17 protein-coding genes are annotated in these 23,864 nt (G+C 44.0%); 4 read left to right on the top strand and 13 right to left on the bottom strand.

Annotation, left to right across the window (positions count from 1 at the left end):
* Positions 1-12 precede the first annotated feature (12 nt).
* Both ONT19_RS00085 and ONT19_RS00080 read right to left on the bottom strand, forming a co-directional pair.
* Entirely contained in the window at positions 13-1,233 is a 1,221-nt protein-coding gene (locus ONT19_RS00085; RefSeq protein ID WP_153085827.1) for a glycoside hydrolase family 5 protein, read from the bottom strand.
* A gap of 179 nt (positions 1,234-1,412) precedes the next feature.
* Positions 1,413-5,546 carry a hybrid sensor histidine kinase/response regulator transcription factor gene (locus ONT19_RS00080; RefSeq protein ID WP_264953300.1) on the bottom strand — a complete coding sequence of 1,378 codons (4,134 nt, stop codon included), beginning with the start codon at positions 5,544-5,546 and terminating at the stop codon, positions 1,413-1,415.
* A 124-nt stretch (positions 5,547-5,670) separates the two neighbouring features.
* Between ONT19_RS00080 and ONT19_RS00075 the strand changes: the two genes are divergently transcribed.
* Together ONT19_RS00075 and ONT19_RS00070 are read left to right on the top strand one after the other, a co-directional pair.
* Entirely contained in the window at positions 5,671-6,957 is a 1,287-nt protein-coding gene (locus ONT19_RS00075) for a M18 family aminopeptidase (protein ID WP_264953299.1), read from the top strand.
* 227 nt (positions 6,958-7,184) lie between these two features.
* Positions 7,185-8,759, top strand: a complete 1,575-nt coding sequence (locus ONT19_RS00070) for an ATP-binding protein (protein ID WP_264953298.1) — start codon at positions 7,185-7,187, stop codon at positions 8,757-8,759.
* Between the two features lie 160 nt (positions 8,760-8,919).
* On the opposite strand, the gene ONT19_RS00065 is transcribed toward ONT19_RS00070, so the two are convergent.
* The 10 genes from ONT19_RS00065 to ONT19_RS00020 form a co-directional block, all read right to left on the bottom strand.
* Complete coding sequence (locus tag ONT19_RS00065; protein WP_022121359.1) at positions 8,920-9,417, bottom strand: DUF6169 family protein; 498 nt, start codon at positions 9,415-9,417, stop codon at positions 8,920-8,922.
* A complete protein-coding gene (locus tag ONT19_RS00060) occupies positions 9,404-9,547 on the bottom strand; it encodes a hypothetical protein (protein ID WP_022121358.1) in 144 nt (47 codons plus the stop codon). The genes ONT19_RS00065 and ONT19_RS00060 overlap by 14 nt, the downstream gene beginning before the upstream one ends.
* A gap of 405 nt (positions 9,548-9,952) precedes the next feature.
* Entirely contained in the window at positions 9,953-10,201 is a 249-nt protein-coding gene (locus tag ONT19_RS00055) for a DUF2442 domain-containing protein (RefSeq protein ID WP_153136888.1), read from the bottom strand.
* Positions 10,198-10,500, bottom strand: coding sequence for a DUF4160 domain-containing protein (locus tag ONT19_RS00050; protein WP_119238464.1), 303 nt, complete (start codon positions 10,498-10,500; stop codon positions 10,198-10,200). Before ONT19_RS00050 ends, ONT19_RS00055 begins: the two co-directional genes overlap by 4 nt.
* Positions 10,501-10,732: 232 nt before the next feature.
* Positions 10,733-10,894 carry a hypothetical protein gene (locus tag ONT19_RS00045; protein WP_233338630.1) on the bottom strand — a complete coding sequence of 54 codons (162 nt, stop codon included), beginning with the start codon at positions 10,892-10,894 and terminating at the stop codon, positions 10,733-10,735.
* A gap of 24 nt (positions 10,895-10,918) precedes the next feature.
* Positions 10,919-13,627 carry a BspA family leucine-rich repeat surface protein gene (locus ONT19_RS00040; RefSeq protein WP_264953297.1) on the bottom strand — a complete coding sequence of 903 codons (2,709 nt, stop codon included), beginning with the start codon at positions 13,625-13,627 and terminating at the stop codon, positions 10,919-10,921.
* Between the two features lie 36 nt (positions 13,628-13,663).
* Positions 13,664-13,924 (bottom strand): hypothetical protein, encoded by a 261-nt coding sequence (locus ONT19_RS00035; protein WP_264953296.1) that lies wholly within the window; start codon positions 13,922-13,924, stop codon positions 13,664-13,666.
* Between the two features lie 116 nt (positions 13,925-14,040).
* Positions 14,041-15,192: an AraC family transcriptional regulator gene (locus ONT19_RS00030; protein WP_264953295.1), complete on the bottom strand. Its 1,152-nt coding sequence runs from the start codon at positions 15,190-15,192 to the stop codon at positions 14,041-14,043.
* Positions 15,193-15,761: 569 nt separating this feature from the next.
* The gene (locus ONT19_RS00025; protein ID WP_264952067.1) at positions 15,762-17,219 is read right to left on the bottom strand and encodes an IS1182 family transposase; all 1,458 of its coding nucleotides are present in this window, start codon (positions 17,217-17,219) and stop codon (positions 15,762-15,764) included.
* 495 nt (positions 17,220-17,714) lie between these two features.
* The gene (locus ONT19_RS00020) at positions 17,715-19,037 is read right to left on the bottom strand and encodes a RagB/SusD family nutrient uptake outer membrane protein (RefSeq protein ID WP_264953293.1); all 1,323 of its coding nucleotides are present in this window, start codon (positions 19,035-19,037) and stop codon (positions 17,715-17,717) included.
* 306 nt (positions 19,038-19,343) lie between these two features.
* Here ONT19_RS00020 and ONT19_RS00015 point away from each other — a divergent pair, with 306 nt between their 5' ends.
* Together ONT19_RS00015 and pnuC are read left to right on the top strand one after the other, a co-directional pair.
* Positions 19,344-21,704, top strand: a complete 2,361-nt coding sequence (locus tag ONT19_RS00015; RefSeq protein ID WP_264953292.1) for a TonB-dependent receptor — start codon at positions 19,344-19,346, stop codon at positions 21,702-21,704.
* 12 nt (positions 21,705-21,716) lie between these two features.
* Positions 21,717-22,310: a nicotinamide riboside transporter PnuC gene (gene pnuC / locus ONT19_RS00010; RefSeq protein WP_217744267.1), complete on the top strand. Its 594-nt coding sequence runs from the start codon at positions 21,717-21,719 to the stop codon at positions 22,308-22,310.
* A gap of 138 nt (positions 22,311-22,448) precedes the next feature.
* On the opposite strand, the gene dnaA is transcribed toward pnuC, so the two are convergent.
* Positions 22,449-23,864 carry a chromosomal replication initiator protein DnaA gene (gene dnaA / locus ONT19_RS00005; protein WP_264953291.1) on the bottom strand — a complete coding sequence of 472 codons (1,416 nt, stop codon included), beginning with the start codon at positions 23,862-23,864 and terminating at the stop codon, positions 22,449-22,451.

Below are 23,864 nucleotides of genomic sequence, written 5' to 3'. Positions count from 1 at the left end.
TTTAGTTTAACATTATTCTTTCCCAAAGATTCCTTCGAGAATCCAAGGAGCATTCACCTTCATACTCTTGAAACGGTCGAAGATGCCATACTTCTCAGAGCCGTTGCCGAAGTGGTTGTTGTCCCAAACGAAAGTAGAGAAGCCTCGTTTGCGAGCCTCCGTAGTCAAGAACTTACAGTAGTAGGTCATGTTTTCATGCACTTTCTCTGAGTTTGACTTATAGTGATCGGTTACTCCCCACTCTCCTATTACGATACCCAGTCCTTTGTTGCTCCAGGTATTCACCGCCTTGTCGAAGAAATCCGTCATCGTCTTCTCGTTGTCTGCAGGTATCTTGCCAGCATCCTTGTAGGCATCACCCCAGTAATCGTAGGTGCAATCGCCGGCGTAGCTCCATGGCTGATAGTAGTGAAATTCCACACTCATATAGTTGTTGCCATTGCCTTCGGCATCCTTCGGAATGATGAAATCTCCATTCTCGATGCCAAACCATGGGTTACAAACGTAAGTCTGTAAGATGAGGTGGCGCTTGGCATTGTTGCCGCCTGTGGCACGAACCACATCCACGAATATCTGATTGTAAGCATTCTGCACTTCGAGATTCTCGGCAGTAGGCTTGCCCCAATTATCTTTGATATGCACTTCGTTAGTTCCTGCGAAAGCAAGACGATAATCATAATTGGCAAACTCAGAAGCGATATTCATCCAGAGGAGCGCAAGCTTCTGGCAGTTTTCTTCCTTATATTGATAGGTAGGACGACTTTCGAGCCATTTTTCATGATGCACATTGATGATAACCTTGAGGTCATTATCCAGACACCAGCCCACCACTTCCTTGATACGGGCAATCCAAGCCTTGTCGATGCTCATCGCCTGAGCGTTGGTAATGTGGCACTGCCAACGGATTGGAATACGGATGGCATTGAAACCTGCCTTCTTCACGGCTTGTATCATCTTCTTGGTAACAACGGGATTGCCCCAGGCTGTCTCTGCATGGATAGAACCATCAGGGTTGCCAATCTGCATCGACTCACCATCCTGTCCAGGAGCTGAACACTCGAATTCATTGCCAAGATTCCACCCCACAACATCTTTATTCCATTGCTGGGCAGTAGGTATGGATTCGCCTACGCCATCAGAACTGCCGGATGAGGGCAACGTACTTGCTTCGCATGAGAAACATGTGAAGACGCCTATTAAAAAGAGGCTAATTTTCAAAAAGTTCCTTTTCATTTTTATGTTTATATTGTTATTGTTTCGTTTTTTAAATAACTGTTTGACTTACTTAACAGAATCTGGTTGCAAAGATAAAGAAAAGGAACTTTCAGAGGGTTAGATAACAAACAAAAAAAGGTTTCAATTCAGACATATCGTCTAAACAGAAACCTTTTCTTTGAATTTAAAACTCTAATTTACAGATACTTACTTGGAGAAACTCCAAAGTGCTTTTTAAATACAGTACTAAAGTACTTCACATTTACAAAACCGGCTTTCACAGATACATCCAGCACACTATCCCCCTGTTTCAGGAAGATTGCAGCCTGCTCCAGACGTATCAAACGCATAAAATCCTGCGGACTTTGACCCGTAAGAGTCTTCAGCCTACCATAGAAAAGCGTTCTACTCATCGCCATCTCTCTACAGAGTCGGTCGATATTAAAGTCTGTATCGCTCAGATGAGCCAACACCAAACGAGTAGCTTTATCTACAAAAGCCTGGTCTTGTGGATCCAGAACAGCTTCTGCCACATTTTCGAATGTCTGGCCTTGCTTATTCAAGACAGTATCATCCTTTTTCTCTTCAGAAGTTCCAGTAGGTTCCAAGTGTTCATCGGAAGAATCAGAACCCACAATCTGCTCGGAAGAAGCAGACCCAGAAGCAACCTCTCCTCTAACAAGAGCAAGGCTTCTGTCCATATAATACTGACTCAACCGGCGACGATTCTTCAAAATACTGGCAACCTTACTCGCAAGAATAGCAGTATCGAATGGCTTGGCTATATAGTCATCAGCACCCAATCCGAGTCCCTCTATCATAAAGTCACGACCAGCCTTAGCAGTCAGCAGGATAACAGGCAGCCATGATGTTTCCTTATTTTCCTTGATGCTGCGACAGAACTCATCTCCGTGCATTCCCGGCATCATGACATCAGAAACAACGATATCACATACCCCGCCCTCTTTCAAATATTTCAAGGCAGCCTCTGCACTCTCCACATCAACTACTTGATAAGAATCACCAAAAGTCATTCTGATATATTTGCGAAGATCTTCATTGTCATCGACAAAAAGAAGTGTATCCGTTGAAACATCAGCATCCTGCAGAACCGCAGAAGACACTGTCTGGCTAGTTTCATCATGCTTATCTTCAGCTAAAGAAGATTCAGTTGCAACATTTTTCTTTTCTCCAACAAGCCGGACTGAAGAATCTGTCACATTACCTAATGGCATCTTCACACAGAAAGTAGTACCCTTTCCTTCCTCACTTACGAAACTAAGCTTTCCTCCTAATTTCTCTACAAGCTTTCGTGTAAGCATCAGTCCTAATCCACTTCCCATTTCCTGAGAATTTATCGCATTAGAAGCCCTGAAGAAGGTCTTGAAGATACTCTTAATTTCGGCCTTTGGAATACCTATACCTGTATCACATACATGAATCATAGCCATCTTACCTTCAACAGAAGCCGACAACGTAACCTTTCCACCTTGAGGTGTATATTTGATAGCATTCGAGAGAAGATTTTCCAATATCAGATCCATCATTTTGACATCAGAATGAATCTGTTGCTGCGGACACGTTTCAATACACAGTTGAATATGCTTCTCCTGAGCTGCCAATACAAACTTTTCCAACTGCACACGTAAAAGCATCGGCAATTCTATATCTTGCAGGCGAACCTGTTCGGCAGACTGCTCTACCTTTTGGAAGTCAAGCAATTCTGTAACCATCTTCAATAGTTTGTTGCCGTTGCGATGCGCCATATCCAAGAATCCACGACTTTTCTCACTCAAGCTGGAATCATTAGCCAGATTATCAAGAGGAGCCAACACGAGACTCAAAGGAGTACGTATGTTATGGGCTGTATTAACGAAGAAATTGATTTTCTCATCATAATACTTTCGCTGTAAGCGCTCTTTGTAATACTGCCAGACAAAATATAAGATGGCAGCAAAAATACAGAGATAGATAATCCATGCCCACCAGGTATTCCACCAAGGTTGGGCTATATGAATTTCCAAAGTTGTTTCTCCCAATTCTCTACCATTACTTCTGCAGATAGCCTTTACATGAAGCACATAACTGCCCGAAGGCAAATTTACAAATCGTGCCAACTGATTAGAAGATGGTTTACTCCAATTACGGTCGTATCCTTCCAAATAATATTGATATTGAATATCATACTGGTATTGATAATTGATACTCTCAAAAGAAACAACCAGCGTATTCTCATTATGGCTAAGTTTCAATTTGCCTTCCTTCAACATTTCAAAGAGACATTCATTCCAGTAATCGGAACGTTCGACACCTTCAACCTCAACACTATGAATACGAAGTGGAGCAGCATAATTCAAACCTTTGGCAAACATAGGAGTCAAAGCGACAACTCCATCGTTGCTGCCAAAAAGCACCCTGCCATCTGAAGTACACGCAACAGACATTCGGTTATACTCACGTTCCATTCCCTTAAAGATGTTGAGGTTTACTATCTTACCCTGTTTCATGAACGCCAATCCTTTATCCGTACTGATCCACAAATTGCCATTAATACCTCTTATAAGTCCATAAACTGTATTAGAAGGCAAAGCGTCCTGATTGGTATAACGCTTAAACTTCTTTGTCAGTAAATCATAATCATAGAGTCCTCCTCCATCCGTTCCAATCCAGATATGACGGGAATCCTGAAAAGCCATACTGTTGACAAACAAATTAATGTCTTTTTCGGGATACTGTTCAGGATAAAAGAAACGATGAGGATGCAAAGGTTCACGCTTATCAATCAAATAGCCTCCATGCGAAGTTCCTACAGCAATAAAACGCTTATCCAGTGATTCCGTGATGCATTGCACTTCGTTGACAGGCAGATAGAATACCGACTTTCCCGTTCCATTCAAATTATATTTATCAGAAGGGAAACAAGCCATATCTCCATCCAAACATCCCACCCAAACATTACCATCGCTATCAGTAAAAAGACTGAATACGTAATCACTCTTCAACATTCCTGTTTCCACAGAATAAGCAGGCATACTAGTGCCATCAGCATGAACCTGATATACGCCATTACCATAGGTACCAACCAGAATTCTGCCGTCTACAGTCTGACAAATCGTAAGCGCCACTTTATTATATAATCCATGATGCCAAAGACGAGTCTGCGCATCATAAACACTTACTCCTTTATCTGTGGCATACCATATTTTCCCATCACGGCTTTGGAAAACATCGTTCACACAATTATCTATCAGTGATTGACTGTTGAGATATTCATGTGTGATATATTCCAATGTATGTTTCATCGGTATTGCCAAATCTACTCCTCCCGAGTAAGAGCCTGTCCATAAATCGCCAAAACGATCGCAGCACAAGGTATATAATCCATTACCATTCAGCACGTTACCCGGACGTCCATCTGTATCAAGCAAGAGCTTGGTTTGTTTATTCGAACTGTCATAAGCATATATTCCTGCTCCATCTACAGCCATCAGAAGAGTCTGCTTATCATATAAAATGATTGAACGTACGGGAATTTTAGGAATGTTTTGCAAAGATTGGAAATCAGCAGATTTTATCAGCTTCCAAGTACGATCATCCACCACTTTAACTCCTTCGTGAAAAGTACCCAGCCAGATACGATGTCCCACAATATCATGATAAGAGGATACTACAGAACTGCCACTAATCTTCTTTTCTAACTTCCGGGCAGACATCGAATAGCAATAAACATCTTTAAAAGTTCCTATCAAGAGTTTCTGACCTATAAATTGGATATGATTAATATAGGTATTTTTCAATACAAACCTACCCTTAGCTGTCTCCCGAACTATCTCCTTTCCATCAGTAGCTGCTGACAAGCAATAAATGCCTCTATCCATAGCTAACCAGAAATTACCCTTTTCGTCTACCAACAGTTCGTTCAACACGATACTTCCACCTAAAATTTTCTGAAGATTACATTTCAAGACAAATGTATCTTTCCTCTTATCATATATATACACCTTTCCCTTGTTGTCGTAGGCGTAAATCAGATGTTGCGCATCCTTAGTCAGTTTAATACATCTACCACTAGCATCACTATACGGCATCTCTGTGTATAAAGTATAATTGGTTACTTGTTGCCCATTATATCGGTCAACTCCACGCTTAGTACTTATCCACATGGCACCATCCTCTGCCTCGACAATAGAATAAACTCGAGGGCTGGAAAGACCATTGTCAGCATTGAGATTGGAAAGCATGAACATATTTCTGGAAACATGCGCATATGCCTGAAGAGCCGATGCCAACAGCAGCAATATAATGAGAGTACAGGATTTATATCGTTTCATAATTCTTTCATTGATCTTATTTGGGGACAAAGATAATACAAAAAAATGAAAAACAAATAGAATAATGAGATAAAATGAAAAAAATCTATTATCTTTGCAAGATATTAATATAAAGATATAGACTATGATCAAAAGATTATTATCCTTTCTAGACGCATCGCCAGTGAATTTCCTGGCAGTAAAGAATATCTCCGAGGAATTGGAGAAGAACGGGTTCCGCCGTATGAACCCACAGGAGCCTTTGGGTAAGATTGAAGCGGGTGAAAAGTTCTTCGTTACCAAGAACGACTCTTCCATCTACGCCTTCCAAATCGGAAAGAAGCCTTTGGCAGATGCCGGTTTCCACATGATCTGCGCCCACTGCGATTCGCCTACCTTCCGCATCAAGCCAAATGCTGAGATGCTTTGCGAGGGCGGTATCGTAAAACTGAATACCGAGGTTTATGGTGGTCCTATCATGTCAACCTGGTTCGACCGTCCGCTCACCCTGGCAGGTAGAGTTATCGTGAAGGGTGAGAATGCGATGAATCCCCAGACGCTCCTTCTTCATGTGAAGCGCCCATTGCTGCAGATCAGCAATCTCGCTATCCACTTCAACCGTCAGGTGAATGATGGTGTGAAGTTGAGCAAGCAGAAGGATGTACTTCCTATCCTCGGCATCATCAATGATGAACTGGAGAAGGGTAATCTCCTGATGAATGTGATAACCGGCGAACTGAATATCCAGAAAGAGGATGTTCTTGATTTCGATCTTTATCTGGCTGATGCCACTCCAGCCTGCACCTTCGGTGTACACGATGAGTTTATCTCTTCAGGCAGACTCGATGACCTGTCTATGTGCTGGGCTGGTGTAGAGGCGATGATTGCAGCAGATGCCAATGATACCACCCAGGTTCTCGCCATCTTCGATAATGAAGAAACGGGGTCTCAGACCAAGCAGGGTGCCGGAAGTCCATTCCTTTCATATATGCTCCAGCGTATCGCCCTGGCACAGAGCCATACAGAAGAGGCTTATTATCAGGCAGTAGAGCGTGCCTTCATGATATCAGCCGATAATGCGCATGCCTGGCATCCTAACTATAGCGAAAAGTTTGACCCTACGAATCATCCTAAACTGGGTGGTGGTCCGGTCATCAAGTTCAATGCAGCCCAGAAGTATGCGAGCGATGCTGTATCAGCAGCCATCTTCGCCAACATCTGCGATGCAGCCGGTGTACCATGCCAGCGTTTCGTAAACCACAGCGATGTAGCAGGTGGCAGCACATTGGGCAACATCCTCGCCTCTTCCATCCCATTGAAGGGTGTGGATATGGGCAATGCCATCCTCGCTATGCACAGTTGCCGCGAAACCGGTAGTGTTATCGACCACGAATATTGCGTGAAGGCTTTCACCAAGTTCTATCAGTTGTAATCAATCCCGATTTATCTCTTCACTCTTCACCTTCTTGCCCGTAACCCCTCTGTTTATCGGGTTTTCGGGAGGTGAAGAGTTTTCTTTATCTCTTCACCCACTCTTCACCCCTCTTCACCCATATAGAAATACACTATACGCAATATGGGAAGAAAAAAACGAGAAAAAGCATGGCGGTTTGGGAAAATAATCGTAAATTTGCAATTGGAAAACAAAGATTAGGAATTATGATAGAGACTAACGATAGAAAATTGCCGGTAGGCATCCAGTCTTTCGAGGAAATCAGAAAGGGTGGATATCTTTATGTTGACAAGACAGATATCATCTGGCAACTTGCCAACAGAGGGAAAAAGTATAATTACCTGAGCCGCCCACGCCGCTTTGGTAAATCCGTTCTTGTAGATACGCTCGAAGCCTACTTCATGGGTAAGAAGGAACTCTTTGAGGGGTTGAAGATCATGCAGATGGAGACGGAATGGGTGAAGCGACCTGTCATCAGACTGGATATGAGCCGTGCGGGCGCAGAGCCGGAAACATTGCGCTCTTATCTCAATAATATATTCAGACAATACGAAAAAGAATATTCATTGGTCCCTGACCCTGCAGATAGTCTTGCCGACCGCTTCAATGCAATAATCGTGGGGGCGTATGAGCAAACCGGACAGCAGGTTGCCATTCTCATCGATGAATACGACTCGCCATTACAGCATTCCTGGAAGACTCCTTATCACGAAGCATGTACCGCTATCTATAGGGAGGTGTTTGCCATTCTCAAAGCAGACGACAAATACGAGAAGTTTGTCTTCATCACCGGTATTACCAAGTTTACGCAGATATCTCTCTTCTCAGTGCTCAACAATCTGAGCAACATCAGTTTCGAGCCGGAATATGCGGCTCTCTGCGGTATCACCAAGGAAGAAGTTTTGCGTGATTTCAAGCCGGAAATCAACAAGTTGGCAACAAGCAAGGGATGGACTTTCGACGAAGCCGTTGCACAATTGACAGCCTATTATGATGGCTATCATTTCTGTTATGAAAATATGGTTGATGTCTTCAATCCATTCAGTCTTATCAATGCACTCGCTGATTCCAAACTGAAAAACTACTGGGCTTCATCGGGCGCAACCTCGCTACTCCCTAAATTTGTGGATAATATAGAAATGAGACTGAAAGATTTTGAGAATTGTCCGATAGACAGCGATACACTGGAGACTTCCGACGTAACAGGTGGCGGAGCGGAACTTTTCCTCTATCAGTCGGGGTATCTTACGATAAAGGGGTATATGGATGAGATTTATCTGCTAGGCATTCCAAACTATGAAGTTCGAAAGGCTCTATACAAGATTGTATTGCCAGCCTTGACACTACAATCGAATGCACTGGTAATATCAACCCAGAATATGTTGTTGTACTCCCTAAAGCTTGGCAATCTCCCCGAAGCCATGAAATGCCTGAAGGCGCTTATTGCGGATGTACCTTACAGCAACAAGAAGCTTGCCAGCATGGATATGGAAGAGCGCTACCGCCTGATTCTGAGCACCATCTTCAATGCCATCGGCTGCCGGGTGGAAGTAGAGAAGATGATTGCTACGGGCAGGATTGATATGGTGGTAGAAACTACCAACTTTATCTATGTGCTTGAATTGAAGCTGAGCAACAACGGTGGCGTGGATGCTGCCACGGAGCAGATAAAAGCCAAGCAGTATGCCGAGCCATTCAAGGCTGATAAGCGAAAAGTAATTGCCCTTGCCATAGAACTGGATGATAAGGGAAAAGGATTGGCAGATTGGAAGGAAGTATAAAAGAAGATTGGAAGGAAATATAAAGAAGAATAAAGAAGGAAACGGAAAAAAGCCCCCGGTGCCATACGCATCGGGAGCTTTTTTATGCACCAGGCAGCAAAGGTGCTGCCTGGTGGGGGTACGATAGAGATTCCGTTTGTCTGTATCTCACTTACCGCTTTTATTCGGGCTTTGTATCAAAGAAACCGATAAACTCATCAAAATCTCGAAGGATGTCAGTCAACTTAGGATTACTCTTTTGAACTATAATAGCTATGTAATTGTCAACTTCTTCATCTCTAAGAATAGAAACCTTGACACAAAACCGATCTCGTTTATCGAATTCGTTAAACCATCTGGTAAAAAGACGAGCTCGCATAGCCTGTCTGCTATCACCCGTTTCACATTGATATAAAAGAATGTCCGGATTCGTGAGAAAGAACTCTTCAATAATACTTTGTACAGTCTCTTTTACTTTAGAATCGTTAGGAGAATTCTTCTTGTTTTCATTGAGAATACCGAATTCATACGCTTTTTCATCCTCCCAGATATTATTATTTTCAACAAATTCTATTCGATACTGAACACCATAATCTGTCAAGAACTTATATGAGCCATTATCTATCCAGACCTTATAAGGAGAATGAAAATTGAGGCGCGTTAAGTTAAAGGCCTGCATAGCAGTTTGCAGCCTCCTTACGTGCTTTAGCAAAGTCTATTTGAGCCTTTGCCTCCATTTCTCTTTTACGTTTAACCATGTCTCGTAATACAGCAATTGCTTCTTCACGAGTTTTAATTTTTAAAGCCATATTTATCCATTTAAAAGTTCTACTTCTATTTGTCTGCAAAGATAAGCTTTTATTTTGAAAATGCAAAGAAAACAGGAGAAAAGTTTCGAAAAAATATGGTGGTAGTTCTTGAACCCACCTATCACAGTGACACATAGAAAACGGTAGCGTTATCGACCACGAATACTGCGTGAAGGCTTTCACCAAGTTCTATCAGTTGTAGGCAATCCCGATTTATCTCTTCACTCTTCACCTTCTCGCCCGTATCCCCTCTGTTTATCGGGGTTTCGGGAGGTGAAGAGTTTTCTTTATCTCTTCACCCACTCTTCACCCCTCTTCACCCATATAGAAATACACTATACGCAATATGGGAAGAAAAAAAGCGGAAAAAGCCCCCGAAGCGTAATAGCTCCGGGGGCTTTTTGTTCAGCAGCAAACGCCAGCATATAACTTATCTATAGGGAATATCAAATCCCAATTTTTTCCCCAAACGATATTTCCAAACTCTATCTTGAACTTTTTGAATTTGTTTTCATTCAAGTAAGAGTTATATTGCGGATGTGGGTGATTTCTAATAAAAGCCCCAACATCTATCGTCTTAACAGTGTCATCATTAAAGTGTAATTCAACTTTTAATGGTGCCACATATTTTGCAGAAACGATACTTAAATTCATAATTTCTTCGTTATTTTAGTTGAACGTATTCTTTTCTTATAAATAAAGAAGTTTACCCATTTATCAACTATATTCTTATAGTACTTCTTCACAAAGGCCTCTGCTGTAGCAGCATCCTTCTCACTTAAAGGTGGTATCTTGCTAGAAGTTCTTCTGTGAATTTCAACAAGTTCACCATTTTCTAATATTATCTCGAAAATAGCTTCATGTCCATCCTTCATTACATGAACGTGTATCGGTTCATGCTCATTCGAATAGAACAGAAAGATAAATCCGAAGTATTCAAATATCTTTGGCATCGCAACCTCCTTTTTTAACCTATCTTGATTGCAAAGTTACGACTTTATTTTGAAAGTGCAAAGAAAATAGGAGAAAAGTTTCGGAAAAAATGTTGTGGATGTTCATGAACTTACCTATCAACATGATACCTAGAAAGCGGAAAAAGCCCCCGAAGCGTAATAGCTCCGGGGGCTTTTTATTTTGCCCCAGGCATCAGAAGTGCTGTCGTGGAATACGAAAGAGAATCAGGGGCTAGTCTGCCCAAATTCCCTTATTTGTATCCCAGAAATCCTTCACATTTTCATCGCTGTAATCCTCATCTGACGCCTTCCGGATAACAGAGCCGGCGAGGATGGCTGTGGTTTCCATTTCCATGACGCTAACCACTGGCTTGATATATCTTTTCTTTTTCATATCTATTTTTATTACTATTTTTTATTACTTGATGATAACCTTCATGGTCTTGCCGCCACGCTTCACGATGTTTATGCCCTTCTGCAAATCCTGGAGGCGACGACCCTGGAGGTCGTAGTATTCTGCCTTGCTATCTGCTGTAGACTCCAACTGCTCGATGGCTGTGGTGCTACCGCCGACGCTGATGCTGAACATTCTGGCACCTGCTGCAGGAGCAGAAGAGTTATCTACCATGTAAGCACGGAAAGGCTTGCTGCCCACAGACTCTGTTGCTGTTTTATCCAACAGTTTGGCTGGGTTCATCAGCTTGGAGCCCTTCACGATGTAGCAGTTGTTGTCAGTATCCTTGCTGAACTCCTTTTTGGTGTAGATGCCCTGGAGCTGATAGTTGCCATTAGCTGTTTCAGCAGTCTGAACGTCTTTTGCAATCTCCTTGTTGGCTACAGTGAAGTCGAGCTTTGTTGCTCCATCCTTCATCTTGATGATAACAGGAGTACCAGCTGCGATGCTTCCCTCTATCTCTTCGAGTTCTACGGTTTCTGTAACATCATCAGCTGAAAGGAGTTTGAAGGCACGGAAGTTCTGATTTGCGAGCGATACCTCGAATGGCAGGCAGAGCGTTCCCCAGGTGGTGCCAGCATTCATTGTGCGGTTGTAAGATGCAGCCTTGGCTACGAATGGCTCGTAAGCCACGAAGTCCTTGCCATCGTCAAGAACGAGATTATCCGTAGCAAGAGGTTCTCCCGTTGCTCCTATCTTCTCATCGCCATTCTTGCCTACCAGCTTGGTGAAGTAGCCAGTCTTGTAGTTGGCGTTATCAATTCCCGTTTTATTTTTATCGAAAGCATTGGCTCCCTTGAGTTTTTTGCATTCCAGGAACATCGTGCCATCACCAGTACCGCGTGTTCCTACAGCAAACTTATCGCTCACGAAAATGGTAGTAAGTTCTTTACACGTATTAAACATGTCGTCCATAGCACAAGTTTTTTCCCGAGTATCAAAACCAGACAAGTCAAGTGTCTTTAGGGATATGCATTTTTCGAACATATGATCCATACTTCCTACATTCCTAGTATCCCAACCCGACAAATTAACAGACAAAAGGTTACTACATAATTGGAACATCGAAATCATAATAGACACTTTTGATGTATTAAAATGAGAGAGATCAAGTGACGTCAGCCCTATACAATGATAAAACATGTTTCTCATATTCGTCACTTCCGACGTATTGAAATTTGAAATATCCAGTGATTTCAAACTACCACAGTTGTAAAACATATTACTCATATCCTTTACTTTTCGAGTGTCGAAGCCAGAAAAATCTGTTGTTTGGAGATGATAACAATTATAGAACATATTATGCATATCAGTAACCTGTGATGTATTCAAATATTCGATACCCTCTATGCTCGTGAGGTTTACGTAGTTTTGGAACCATTCATTACATTTGGTTGGTCGGGCATTTGCAAAGGCGGGATCAAACACTACCTTGGTAACGTTGGTAACGTTAGGGTTTTGCCACACCCAGTCAGGTGTCGCCCACCCATCATAGATTCCATACTCATTTTCTCCCAAAGTCTCCTTGGATGCGAGAAAGAAGGTCAGCGTGCCATCAGCATATTTTACCCTAGGGATTGCACGACTAAAATATCCACCTTCTATTTTGGCAAAGGTCTTGTCGGTAGCCTTGTCTTTTGTCCATACTTCTTCACCTTTGAGTTTTTCACATTTATTGAACATGCCGCTACTCTTAGTTACCTGGGTTGTTACAAACTTACTGCTGGCGTAGATGGTGGTGAGAGCTTGGCAGCCAGAAAACATGTTTTCCATATTCGTCACCTTCTCTGTATTGAAGTTAGTGAGGTAGAGAGAGGTGAGAGATGAGCAGCTAGAGAACATGTAGCTCATAACCTTCACATTCGCTGTATTGAAATGAGCAACATCTAGCGAGGTGAGAGATGAGCAGTTATAGAACATGTATCCCATATTCGTTACATTCTCTGTGTTGAAATGAGTAACATCTAGCAAGGCGAGAGATGAGCAGCTATAGAACATACCGTACATATCCTCCACCTTCGCTGTATTGAAATGAGTAACATCTAGCGAGGTGAGAGATGAGCAGCTAGAGAACATATTGTGCATATTCTTCACCTTCGCAGTATTGAAATGAGTAACATCTAGCGAGGTGAGTTTTGAGCAGCCAGAGAAGATGTAACTCATATTCGTCACATTCGCGGTATTGAAATGAGTAACATCTAGCGAGGTAAGAGATGAGCAGTTATAGAACATACGTCCCATATTCGTTACATTCTCTGTATTCAGATATTCCAGGCCTGTAATTGTTTCCAGCTTTGTGAGACTTTCAAAGAAACGGTACAACGATGTAGGAGTGTATGTGCTAAAGCTCTTATCGAAAACAATGTGCACAATTGTGCCATTTCCTAATCTCTTATTGATACCATCCACCGTCATCTTATCTTCCACCCAAGCACTATTTTCAGGAAGGGTTTCACCCACATTTTTCTTGAAAGTCAAGGTTTGGGTGGAGGATTCATACGTTGCTATATACTTAGAACTGGAAGCTGCCTTCTGCGCCACCATGCCGGCTGGCAGAAGCAACAACATGAGCAACATCAATGGGAACAGAGCGAATCTACAAAACTTCGCCCCCCCATTGTACATACGGCCGGCTTGCGACCCATTGGATTGATTTGTAAATCTTTTCATCATAAATGTTATGCTTTGTTATTATTTTTTATCAAGAAATTACTGAATACTGATTGCCATCAGACTGACTACCAGACATACGAACGTGATAAACACTACGCCGAGAATGAGGCAGATATAGAAACGCCCTCTCCTGATGAAATCACCCAAGCTGAAATGATACATCGGGTAATCATCAAGATAGGCCCTATATTCCCTCACCATGACATTAATCATGATACCAACATAAATGAGGAGAAACAAAGCTACTATCAGGATAGCCTGTTCTTCTTTGGCTAATGATTCTATTATACTTTTCATGGTGCAAAGATAGTGTTTTTCTTTGAAACAAGGTGTCGCATTCCCCCACATAGGTGTCGCATTCCTACAAAAAAGGTGTCTCATTCGTGGGGAATGCGACACCTAATACATACTTTTTAACAGTTTTCCTCTCTCCAAGCCGTCGGAGAGCAGCCTTCTTTCTCTTTGAACATACGGTAGAGATGGGTACGGGAAGAGAAGCCACACTCGGCAGAAATGATGTCATTACCGAAGTCGGGGTTATCCAACATCATCTTCTTGGCAGCCTCAAAACGCACCTCGGCAAGCCAGGGGCGGAAGGTGGTATTGAGACAGGATGAGAGGTAGCGCGACAACTCGTATCTGCTGATATTCAACGAACGTGACAGGGTAATCATATTCAGCGACGTATCCCTATAACCATTGGCAGCACACCATTCATCCAACTTCTTACGGATGATCTTCTTCCGTCTTTCTGAACGCTGCGATTGTAAAGTTTCTTTCCTATCATCCAGTTCTTCATCCTGCAGTTCTAAACAGGTATTGTCTTCCACACATTCCATGGCAGCCTCCTCTTCTTCCTCCTTATCCAGAAGTTCTTCGGAAGGTACGTAATTATAGCCCAAAGCCATGAAACTGAGCGTGAAGAAAAAGACAGCAAGCAGTCCCAGAGGTCCGATTACATATAGAGATTTGGTGGAAAGAACTGCAAAAGGCAGGGCTACTGCAGGGAAAAAGACAATGAATACACTGGCTCGCGCATATCTCACGTAAGGCAGGATATCATAACCAGCCATCACCTCCAGCATTCTTCTGCGCTTTCTGATTTCCACTATTATCATATAGATGCAATAGGCTACGCTGAAGGCGAACAGGACTATCATCACATAAATCCAGCTGCCGATATGGAAGTTTCCGCTCTGGATAAAGCCGATGCAGAAGGCAGCCAATATGGCGGCATAAATGCTGGCGCAAACGATGCTCATCTTCCGGCGGTTGGCATGCGTTGCCTCGATATTGTAAATGCCAATAGAGATGAGCGAGAAGCAAGGGGGATAGACCAGAATGTTGAAAACGGCTCCCACAGCAGCGTCTTGAGCCCGGAAGCCCAGAAGCATCTGCATGAGAAATTGTATGGCTAATCCTACCATGGCTCCGATAATCAGCCATCGTGACACTTCATATCGCCGGTTCATCCACTTCATGTGCAGTCGGGTAATACCCAGGATGAGGATATTGACGAGCATAAATAGGAAACAGGCGAACTGCAATAAATATAATGTATCCATTTCGTTCTTATTTTTGTATTTGGCATCTGCCAAGATTATCGTTAACACGTTAATACGCATGCAAAAGTACAAATTTTATTTTTAAATGAGGATGGGAAAAGGAAAAAAGTGATTTTTAAAAAGGAAAAAAATGGTTTTATTTATCGGGGACAGCTGACGAGTGAAACAAGAACAGCAGACTGGAGAAACGGAAACAGGGGACAAGTGCAACAAGAACAGCGAACTAGCGAAACTAGAACAGCAGACTAGCGATAGGAAGAACAGTGGGCTGTCTGAGCCAAACAGCGAATGAAAACGCGTTTATCAGTTTTTTAAATAACCGACAGAACTTTCGCAAGTTTTGCCCCACACGCCCTGAAAGGGCAGAAGCTCCTAGCCCAGGGAGGGCACTGAAAAAGGTACCCAATTTTAAGTTGCATAGCTTGTTTTTGAACTTTAATTCTTGTCCAAGACGCATTTCATCTTTTAAAAGTGAAATACTTTTTTGGACAGGAATATAGTCTCAAACAGCTTTCTATAGCGTTTCTGGCGTTTAATTCGGCAATATATAGAGAAATCTACTTCCCCCCTTATGCATTTTGCATCAATTTGATGATTCTCTTCACATTTGCAGCGAAAATAGTCAAAGCTCCCTGCATTTCCATGCACGACAAACCGTATGACAGGGCTCTGTCATATCCTAAGACATTCTTAAGTTCGGAGTTTTTGGCTTCTATCTTGTATCGTTTCCTCTGAAGATTTATAAACTCTTCTGTTTTTTGATATTCGATTTGCTCCAACTGTTCATCCGATTTGATGGTAACCGCATATGTTTTTGTCTTGGCTCCTTCCTTGTAGCAACCTTCACGTAATGGACAGACCTTGCATTTGTCCACATCAAAATAATAGGTAATGCTGGAGTTTCTGTGACGCTTGTCATTTTTGCGATAATTCATCTCTTTCCATTTCGCCAGATGCCCTGCTGGGCAGACGTACAGATCTGCATCCTTGTTGTATTCAAAAGGGAGTTTGTTTGTTCGATTACCGTCAATTACAGAGCTTAAACGAGCAGAGAGGCGCATATTGTTTTCCTTTGCCATTTTGAGATTCTCCTTGCTGGAATATGCCTTATCTGCTACTATGGAATCAACTTCCATTCCTGCTTCCTCTGTCTTTTTTATCAATTCTGGCAATTGCTGTCCATCACCCTTCTCGCCGGAGGTGACGGTAGCTGCGGTGATAATTCTCTCATCGCTCATAGCTATATGCGTCTTATAGCCAAAGAATGAAGAATGCGCTGTTTTATGTCCTGTACGGGCATCTGCATCTTTTGATATTACGCCTCGGGTCTCTGCGTCTGAAATGGTTTCTTTCAGCATATTGAGACGCTCCTTGACTGCAGGCATATTGGCAGTTGCAGCATCAGCTTCCACCGTAGCAACTATCGTTTTGGCTGCAGTCATGATAGAAGAATACTTCTTTTCTTTTGGAAGCTCAGGCAATTCCATGCTGTCATCCACAGAATTAACGACCTTGATTACGGCCTTGCAATAATACTCCAAACTCTTTGCTGCACTGATAGGGTTGGAACGAGAATGCGTATGGGTTGCATCAACAATGATGGTTCTAGACTTGAGGACACCTGCTTCTATAGCAATAGAAACAGTCTTCTTGATAAGAAGATCCAACAGGTCCATATCCTTCAGACGAAGTCGACGGAATTTGGTCAAGGAACTAGGATTAATCAGATTAGTCTCCTCAGGAGTTAATCCCAAGAAGTACTTAAACGACATATCATAGCGAGTACGTTCAACAACATCAACATCCGATATGTCATAGATTACCTTTAAAAGAAGATACTTAAACATACGGATAGGACTCTCTGCTGTACGACCATTGTCATGACAATACTTGTCCTGCAATTCCTGGTATACGAAACGAAAGTCCACCAGGTCAGTAATCTGGCGGAGCAGGTTGTCTTTTGGGATAATCAAGTCATACAAACTTGAATAATCACTGAATGATATGGTCTGTTGTTGCTCTAGCATAATCCTTGTATTTTTCTACAAAGATACAAAAAATATTGCACATATGCAACTTTTGGGTACACTATTTCAAAGATCGAATGTTAAACTAACATAACCCATGAAGGGACTTTTTCAGTGCCCTCCCAGGGCATCGCCCTGGGTTATTATGGGCGCAAACCTGTCGCCCTGTAAGGGCAAAAGCTTTCAAATACCAGGCAATTAACAAAGCTTTTGCCCTTACAGGGCGCCTTGCTGACTGCTATTATACCCAGGGCGATGCCCTGGGCTAGGAGCTTCTGCCCTTTCAGGGCGTATTGGGTAATTAAACCGTACAGGTCGAATTGATTTTACTCTTCACTCTTCACCCAATCGCTGGGAATGCCTTTATATAAAGGGGATTCGAGAGGTGAAGAGTGGGTGAAGAGAGGTGAAGAGTTACAAAAAACTCTTCACCCTCCGCAGCGCCTTTATATAAAGGGGATTCGAGCTATCGGGTGAAGAGTGAAGAGTTTTTGGCTATTCCATTGCCTCATATCCTTTATTCTGTACCAACTTGCCATTGAAGGCAAGACTTCGCTGAGGTATCGGGAAGACGATGGAACAGAACGAGAGAGCGGACTGAACAGAACGGCGAAGATGCGAGGACTTGAGGAACTTGCCGAAACGGATAAGGTCCTGACGGTGACAGGTCTCGTCCGCCAGCACAACCTGACGGTCTTCCAGAATATTGGCAAGCGAAGACTTGCGCGCAGACAAACCGGCATGCGCACGAACCATATTATACTCTGCCCTGCCATCCCCATCGTTGCGCTCCATCGCCTCAGCCTTCATCAGCAAAACATCGGTATAGCGGAAACGGAACAGAGGTTTGGCTGGCCGGGAATGCTGAACAGAATCAGCCTCATCCATCACCAGCGCATCCTTCGGCATCAGATAACGCGCAGAACTGTTGAAGATTTCATCCTCCTCTAAACTGTAGCCTTCATCAGCCAGTCTGTTGCAATAGAAGATACAGGTTTCCCAAGCATTCAATATCTTGCTGCGGTTCTCACTCGCCTTGCCGCCCGTAATGAGCGAGGCACCATCGGCAGTACGCACCATAAATTCCAGGTCCCTACCCTTCGGACGCTTCCTGTAACCCTGCGCCCAATCGTTGTACATATAGATTTCAGCATTCAGCGCCAGCTTAGCCAGCAGGAAGTTGACCACAGGCTGCGTGATGCGCCCATAATGAGAGCCTTCCTCCAAACTGGACGTCTGAGGAAGATAAGGCAACACCTGCTGCAATTCGCTGAAGATGAAATGGAAGATTTCGCTCCGTTCGCTCTGAGCCGACAGCTTTTCATCGGTAACCGAAGAGCCCGAAGCCGGTTCATAGATGAGTGATTCTGCCGAAGACAGGAGTACCGGAATCCTGCCATACAAATCCATCGCCTCATAATACATCATGGCTCTGATGGCACGCACCTCAGCCTTGAACTGCGCCTTCTGGTTATCGGTAAGGCGTACTGACTGTAAATCAATCATATCCAGCGACTTGTTGCACATACCGATAGCCCGATAAAGATATTGCCAGGAAGAATAAAGCTGCTCATCATCAGGAGAAAGAGAAAGCAGACTGTCAAGACGCTGAATATCGCTGATGCCTTCCCCATCTATCGTTCCACCCATAAAATCATATAAAGGAGCTATGGTCGTATCGAATATTTCAGACGCAGAACCATTGCTGCCACCCCCATCGAGCTGATCCTTAGGATGCTCATTCAAGCACGATGAGAATGCCAACAGGGTCAGGAAAGAGATGACCCACGTGAACAAATGTGAAATATATCGTCTCATAATCCTATCACATGAAGTTTAGGTTTCAAACTGTCAAGACTGCGAATAACAGCAATCCGACTGCAAATATAAGAAAAAAGAATGATAAAAGGACACAAATATAGTAAAAATCTACGTAAATTTTGCGGTTATCAAATTTATTTGTACCTTTGCACCCGGTTAGCAGAGAGCTAACTAAGGGGTGCTACCGCCGGAAAAGAGAAAAAAGCGGATGCTGAGAATATACCCATCGACCTGAACCAGGTAATGCTGGCGTAGGAAAATAAGGCACATTCCCCCCTTATATGATGTTTTTAATTTAAATAAATGAAAAGATTCAACGGGATCGCACTCAGTGTAGCGTTTTGCTCTTTGGCAAGCCAGGCTGCACTGGCACAGACAAAAATCGACACCTTGAAGGTGCAGAATTTGAATGAAGTGATTGTAAAAGGCGTACGTGCCGCAAAGGAAGCTCCATACGCCGTGGCTAACATCAGGAAATCAGAACTCAAACAATTCTCTTGCTCAGGTCAGGAATTGCCATTTCTCCTTTCTCGTACACCGGGCATTCTCGCCTGGAGTGAGAACGGTATCGGCACCGGTACTACCTATATGCGCATTCGTGGCGCTGCCGGAAGCCGCATCAATGTAACACTCGACGGAGTGGCTCTCAACTCACCGGAAGACCAGACCGTTTTCTGGGCTAACATGAACAGTTATTCTTCGCTCCTGGGCAGCATCCAGGTACAGCGCGGCGTAGGCTCTTCTACCAATGGCGACGGTGCCTTCGGTGGAAGCATCTCTATGGCTACAGCTGCTCCTTCGCTCACCCCTACAGCAGAAGTTACCGGTTCTTTCGGTTCTTACAATACCTATCATACAGGCGCCAGCTTCTCTACAGGTCTGCTCGGCAAGCATCTGATTTTTGACGGTGCTTATCACGAGACAGCTACCGACGGTTATGTAGACGGCACAGCAGGCCGTTCAGGTTCTTACTATGGCGGACTGACCTGGCTGGGCGATAACTTCAAGATAAGCTACAAGAACATCGGCAACTTCGAGAAGACCGGTCAGGCTTGGAGCGGTGTGCTGGGCGGAGATTACAACTCTAACTTCACCCTCCTTGAGGATGGCATCCGCACTTATAAAGATATGTATAAGGCAGGTCTGGATAAGTTTAACGTGCTGACAGGTGATTTGGTTCGCAACGGCAAGGGCGATTATACCATCACTCCTTATACCCTGCGCGACGGAAGCAAATGGGACAAGACTACTGATAACTTCTATCAGAACCACAACATCCTTTCGGCTACCTGGACACCAAGCAGCCACTGGAGCCACAGCCTCTCACTGCATTACACCTATGGCTACGGCTACTACAAGGAGTTTAAGAACAACGCCAAGTTTGCCAAGTTCGGACTCGTTTACAAGGATGCAGAAGGCAACAAGGTTAAGAAGTCTGACTTCATCCGCAAGAAGGGACTCACCCAGCATACCTACGGCATGGTATACAATACCAACTACAAGGATGAGCACTGGGATGTTATCGGCGGATTGAACCTGCAGCAGTTCCGCGGCAACCACTGGGGATACCTTACTTATATCGCCAACCAGGATGCCGAGAAGAAATTCTTCGGCAGCAACGGAAAGTATAAGTACTATGACTCTGATGCCCACAAGTATGACTACAGCGCCTTCGCCAAGGCAAGCTATCGCTTTGCTGACTACTGGAATGCCTTCGCTGACCTGCAGTATCGCCGTGTAGAATACAAGACCGACGGTATCAACGATAAATTTATCGCCCAGGCAGATGGCAGCTACAAGAACCAGGAGCTGAACATCAACGAGAAGTACAACTTCTTCAACCCTAAGGCAGGTATCAGCTTCAACAAGGATGGCCACAAGGCATACGCATCTGTAGCCTACAGCAACCGCGAGCCAGAGCGCAACAACTTTACCGACAACTTCAACTATCCATTCCCTAAAGAGGAGAAGCTGCTCGATGTAGAGTTCGGCTATCAGTATCAGGGCGACAACTGGCATGCAGGCGCCAACTTCTACTATATGGATTATGACAACCAGCTGGCTCAGACCGGACAGTTGAGTGACATCGGCGAGGCGCTGACCACCAACATCAAGGATTCTTACCGTATGGGCGTAGAGCTGACAGCCGGCTGGGCACCATTGTCATGGTTGTCTGTAGAAGGAAATGCCGCTTTGAGCAAGAACAAGATTAAGGACTTTGATGAGTATGTAAGCAACTGGGAAGATGATACGAAGCCAGGCGTAGTACATTACGACAACTCAACCCTGTCTTATTCTCCATCAGCTATCCTGAACGGATTCATCGACATCCACTATGCCGGTTTCTCAGCTACCTGGCACACCAACTTTGTAAGTCGCCAGTATATTACCAACACAGAAGACCGCGACTTCTCGCTGCCATGCTATTCACAGAGCGACCTGAGCCTCAACTATAGCGCTAAGGTAACCAAGGCACTCGGCATCAAGGAGGTAAGCTTCGGTGTAGACATCAACAATATCTTCAACCGCCACTATGCAGCCAGCGCATTCACCTGGGGCAATGCTACCGGTTACGGATATACATTGGACAAACGATTCAAGCAGATAGCCTACATCCCAATGGCAGATACCACCTGGATGACGCATCTTACATTGAAGTTCTAATCAGAAATCATCATGATGGATTATATTGCATCACATGGTTTAGACATCTTTACCACGGTACTCGGACTGGTTTATATCCTGTTGGAGTACCGTGCCAGTATCTGGCTCTGGCTGGTAGGCATCATCATGCCCGCCCTGGACGTATGGCTCTATTGGAGTCATGGTCTTTACGGCGATGCGGGTATGGCGGTCTACTATACGATAGCCGGTATATATGGTTATGCCGTATGGAAATATGGCAAGAAGCACAACCAGAAGGAGAAAGAAGAACTTCCGATTACCTATATGAAGAAGTCGCTCTATCTCCCTACTCTTCTGTTCTTCCTGGCAGCCTGGGGCATCACCTATTATATACTGATAACTTTCACCAACTCTACAGTTCCTCTGCAAGACAGTTTCACCAATGCCCTGAGCTTTGTGGGTCTCTGGGCGCTGGCACGCAAATATATCGAGCAGTGGTTCTTCTGGATTATCGTAGATGCCGTTTGCTTCTATCTCTATATCGTCAAAGGCATCCCATTCAAGGCAGGACTTTACGGTCTCTACGTCATCATCGCCGTAGCCGGATACTTTAAATGGAAGAAGATGATGAAAGGCAGTTTATAGTTAATAGTTTATAGACGGAAAAAGGAAGCCAAGGCAAAAACAAACTTGCCAGGCTTCCTTTATTTCATTTATATAAACAAGAACCACTATACCAAGGTTCCGCGCTTAAACTTATCCTATCAGCGAAAAGCACATTCTTTATGCCCTTTTCACCTTTAATCCGTTTTCGATACTAACCAGTTCATCGCTGAATCCAGCATCAATCTTCAGTCTTTCTTCCACTTTTGAACAACTGTGGATAACTGTGCTATGATCACGATTACCAACGAGTTTGCCGATTCTCGAAGCAGGCATTTTGGTATATTTCTGTGCCAGATACATCGTTACCTGTCTTGCCACTACATAATCACGCTTACGGCTCTTGCTGTTCACGGCAGTAACCGTTACATTATAATGATGGCAAACCGTTTCAACAATATCATCGATGGTAAGCGGCTTATCATCCACCTTCACCGCACGCTTGATGACGCGCTCGGCAAGACGGATATCAATGCTGCTGTTATAAACGATGCTGTAAGCCAGAAGACCATTGATGGCTCCCTGCAAATCGCGCACACTTCCGTTACAGGTCTGGGCGATGAAAGAGATGACATCTACCGGAATCTTCAAACCGTCACGACGGATCTTATTGCTCAGGATATCCACACACAACTGGATGTTCGGCTTCTCCAACTCGCAGACAAGACCGCAAGAGAAACGGGTGAGCAGACGGTCTGGCATATCCTTCAACTCTACCGGAGGGCGGTCGCACGCCAGGATAATACGCTTTCCGTTGCGGAAGAGGTGGTTGAAGATATGGAAGAAGGTATTCAGCGTCTTCGCCTTACCAGCCCACTCCTGGATATCATCCACAATCAGCATATCGATAGACTGATAGAAGTTGATGAAATCATTGCTCGCATTATGGAGCACGGCATCAGTATACTGGGTCTGGAAAAGACGGGCACTCACATAGAGCACACGCTTCTGAAGATACATCTGCTTCGCTTTCAGGCCGATGGCATTCACCAGATGCGTCTTACCGCTACCCGAAGGTCCGTAAATGAACATTGGGTTAAACTGGGTGGTATTGGGATGCTCGGCAATAGACAATCCTACGGAACGAGGCAGCTTATTGCTGTCACCCTCCATATAATTGTTGAAAGTAAGCTTCGGGTCTAACTGTGTATCAATGTCTTCCTGCTGCTGGGGAGCGGCAGGCTGGGCAGCCGTCTGCTGGGCACGCTCACGAGTTTGCTTTGCCATATCAGCATCGTCTGGATCTGCCTCTATATCTTGAGAAAGCTTATGCTCCTTATCGGTTACAACACGATAAGTGAGACGGATTCCATCACCAAAATTACGATGCAGCACCTTACTTAACAAGTCAACGAAGTTCTGTTCCAAGTACTCGTATACGAATGGACTCGGAACCTGCACCAACAAAGTCTTTGTCGACGGCTTGTACGATTCAAAGACGATTGGCTTGAACCATGTGTTATATTGCTGCTCTGTTACACTGTCCTTTATGAGCAAAAGACTGTTGTCCCAGAGGGCTTTTGGACTTGCTAACAT

The sequence above is a fragment of the Segatella copri genome (assembly GCF_026015625.1).
GTDB lineage: Bacteria > Bacteroidota > Bacteroidia > Bacteroidales > Bacteroidaceae > Prevotella > Prevotella copri_H.
Note: the sequence above shows the minus strand (reverse complement) of the source record. Positions and strands in the feature narration are given on the sequence as shown.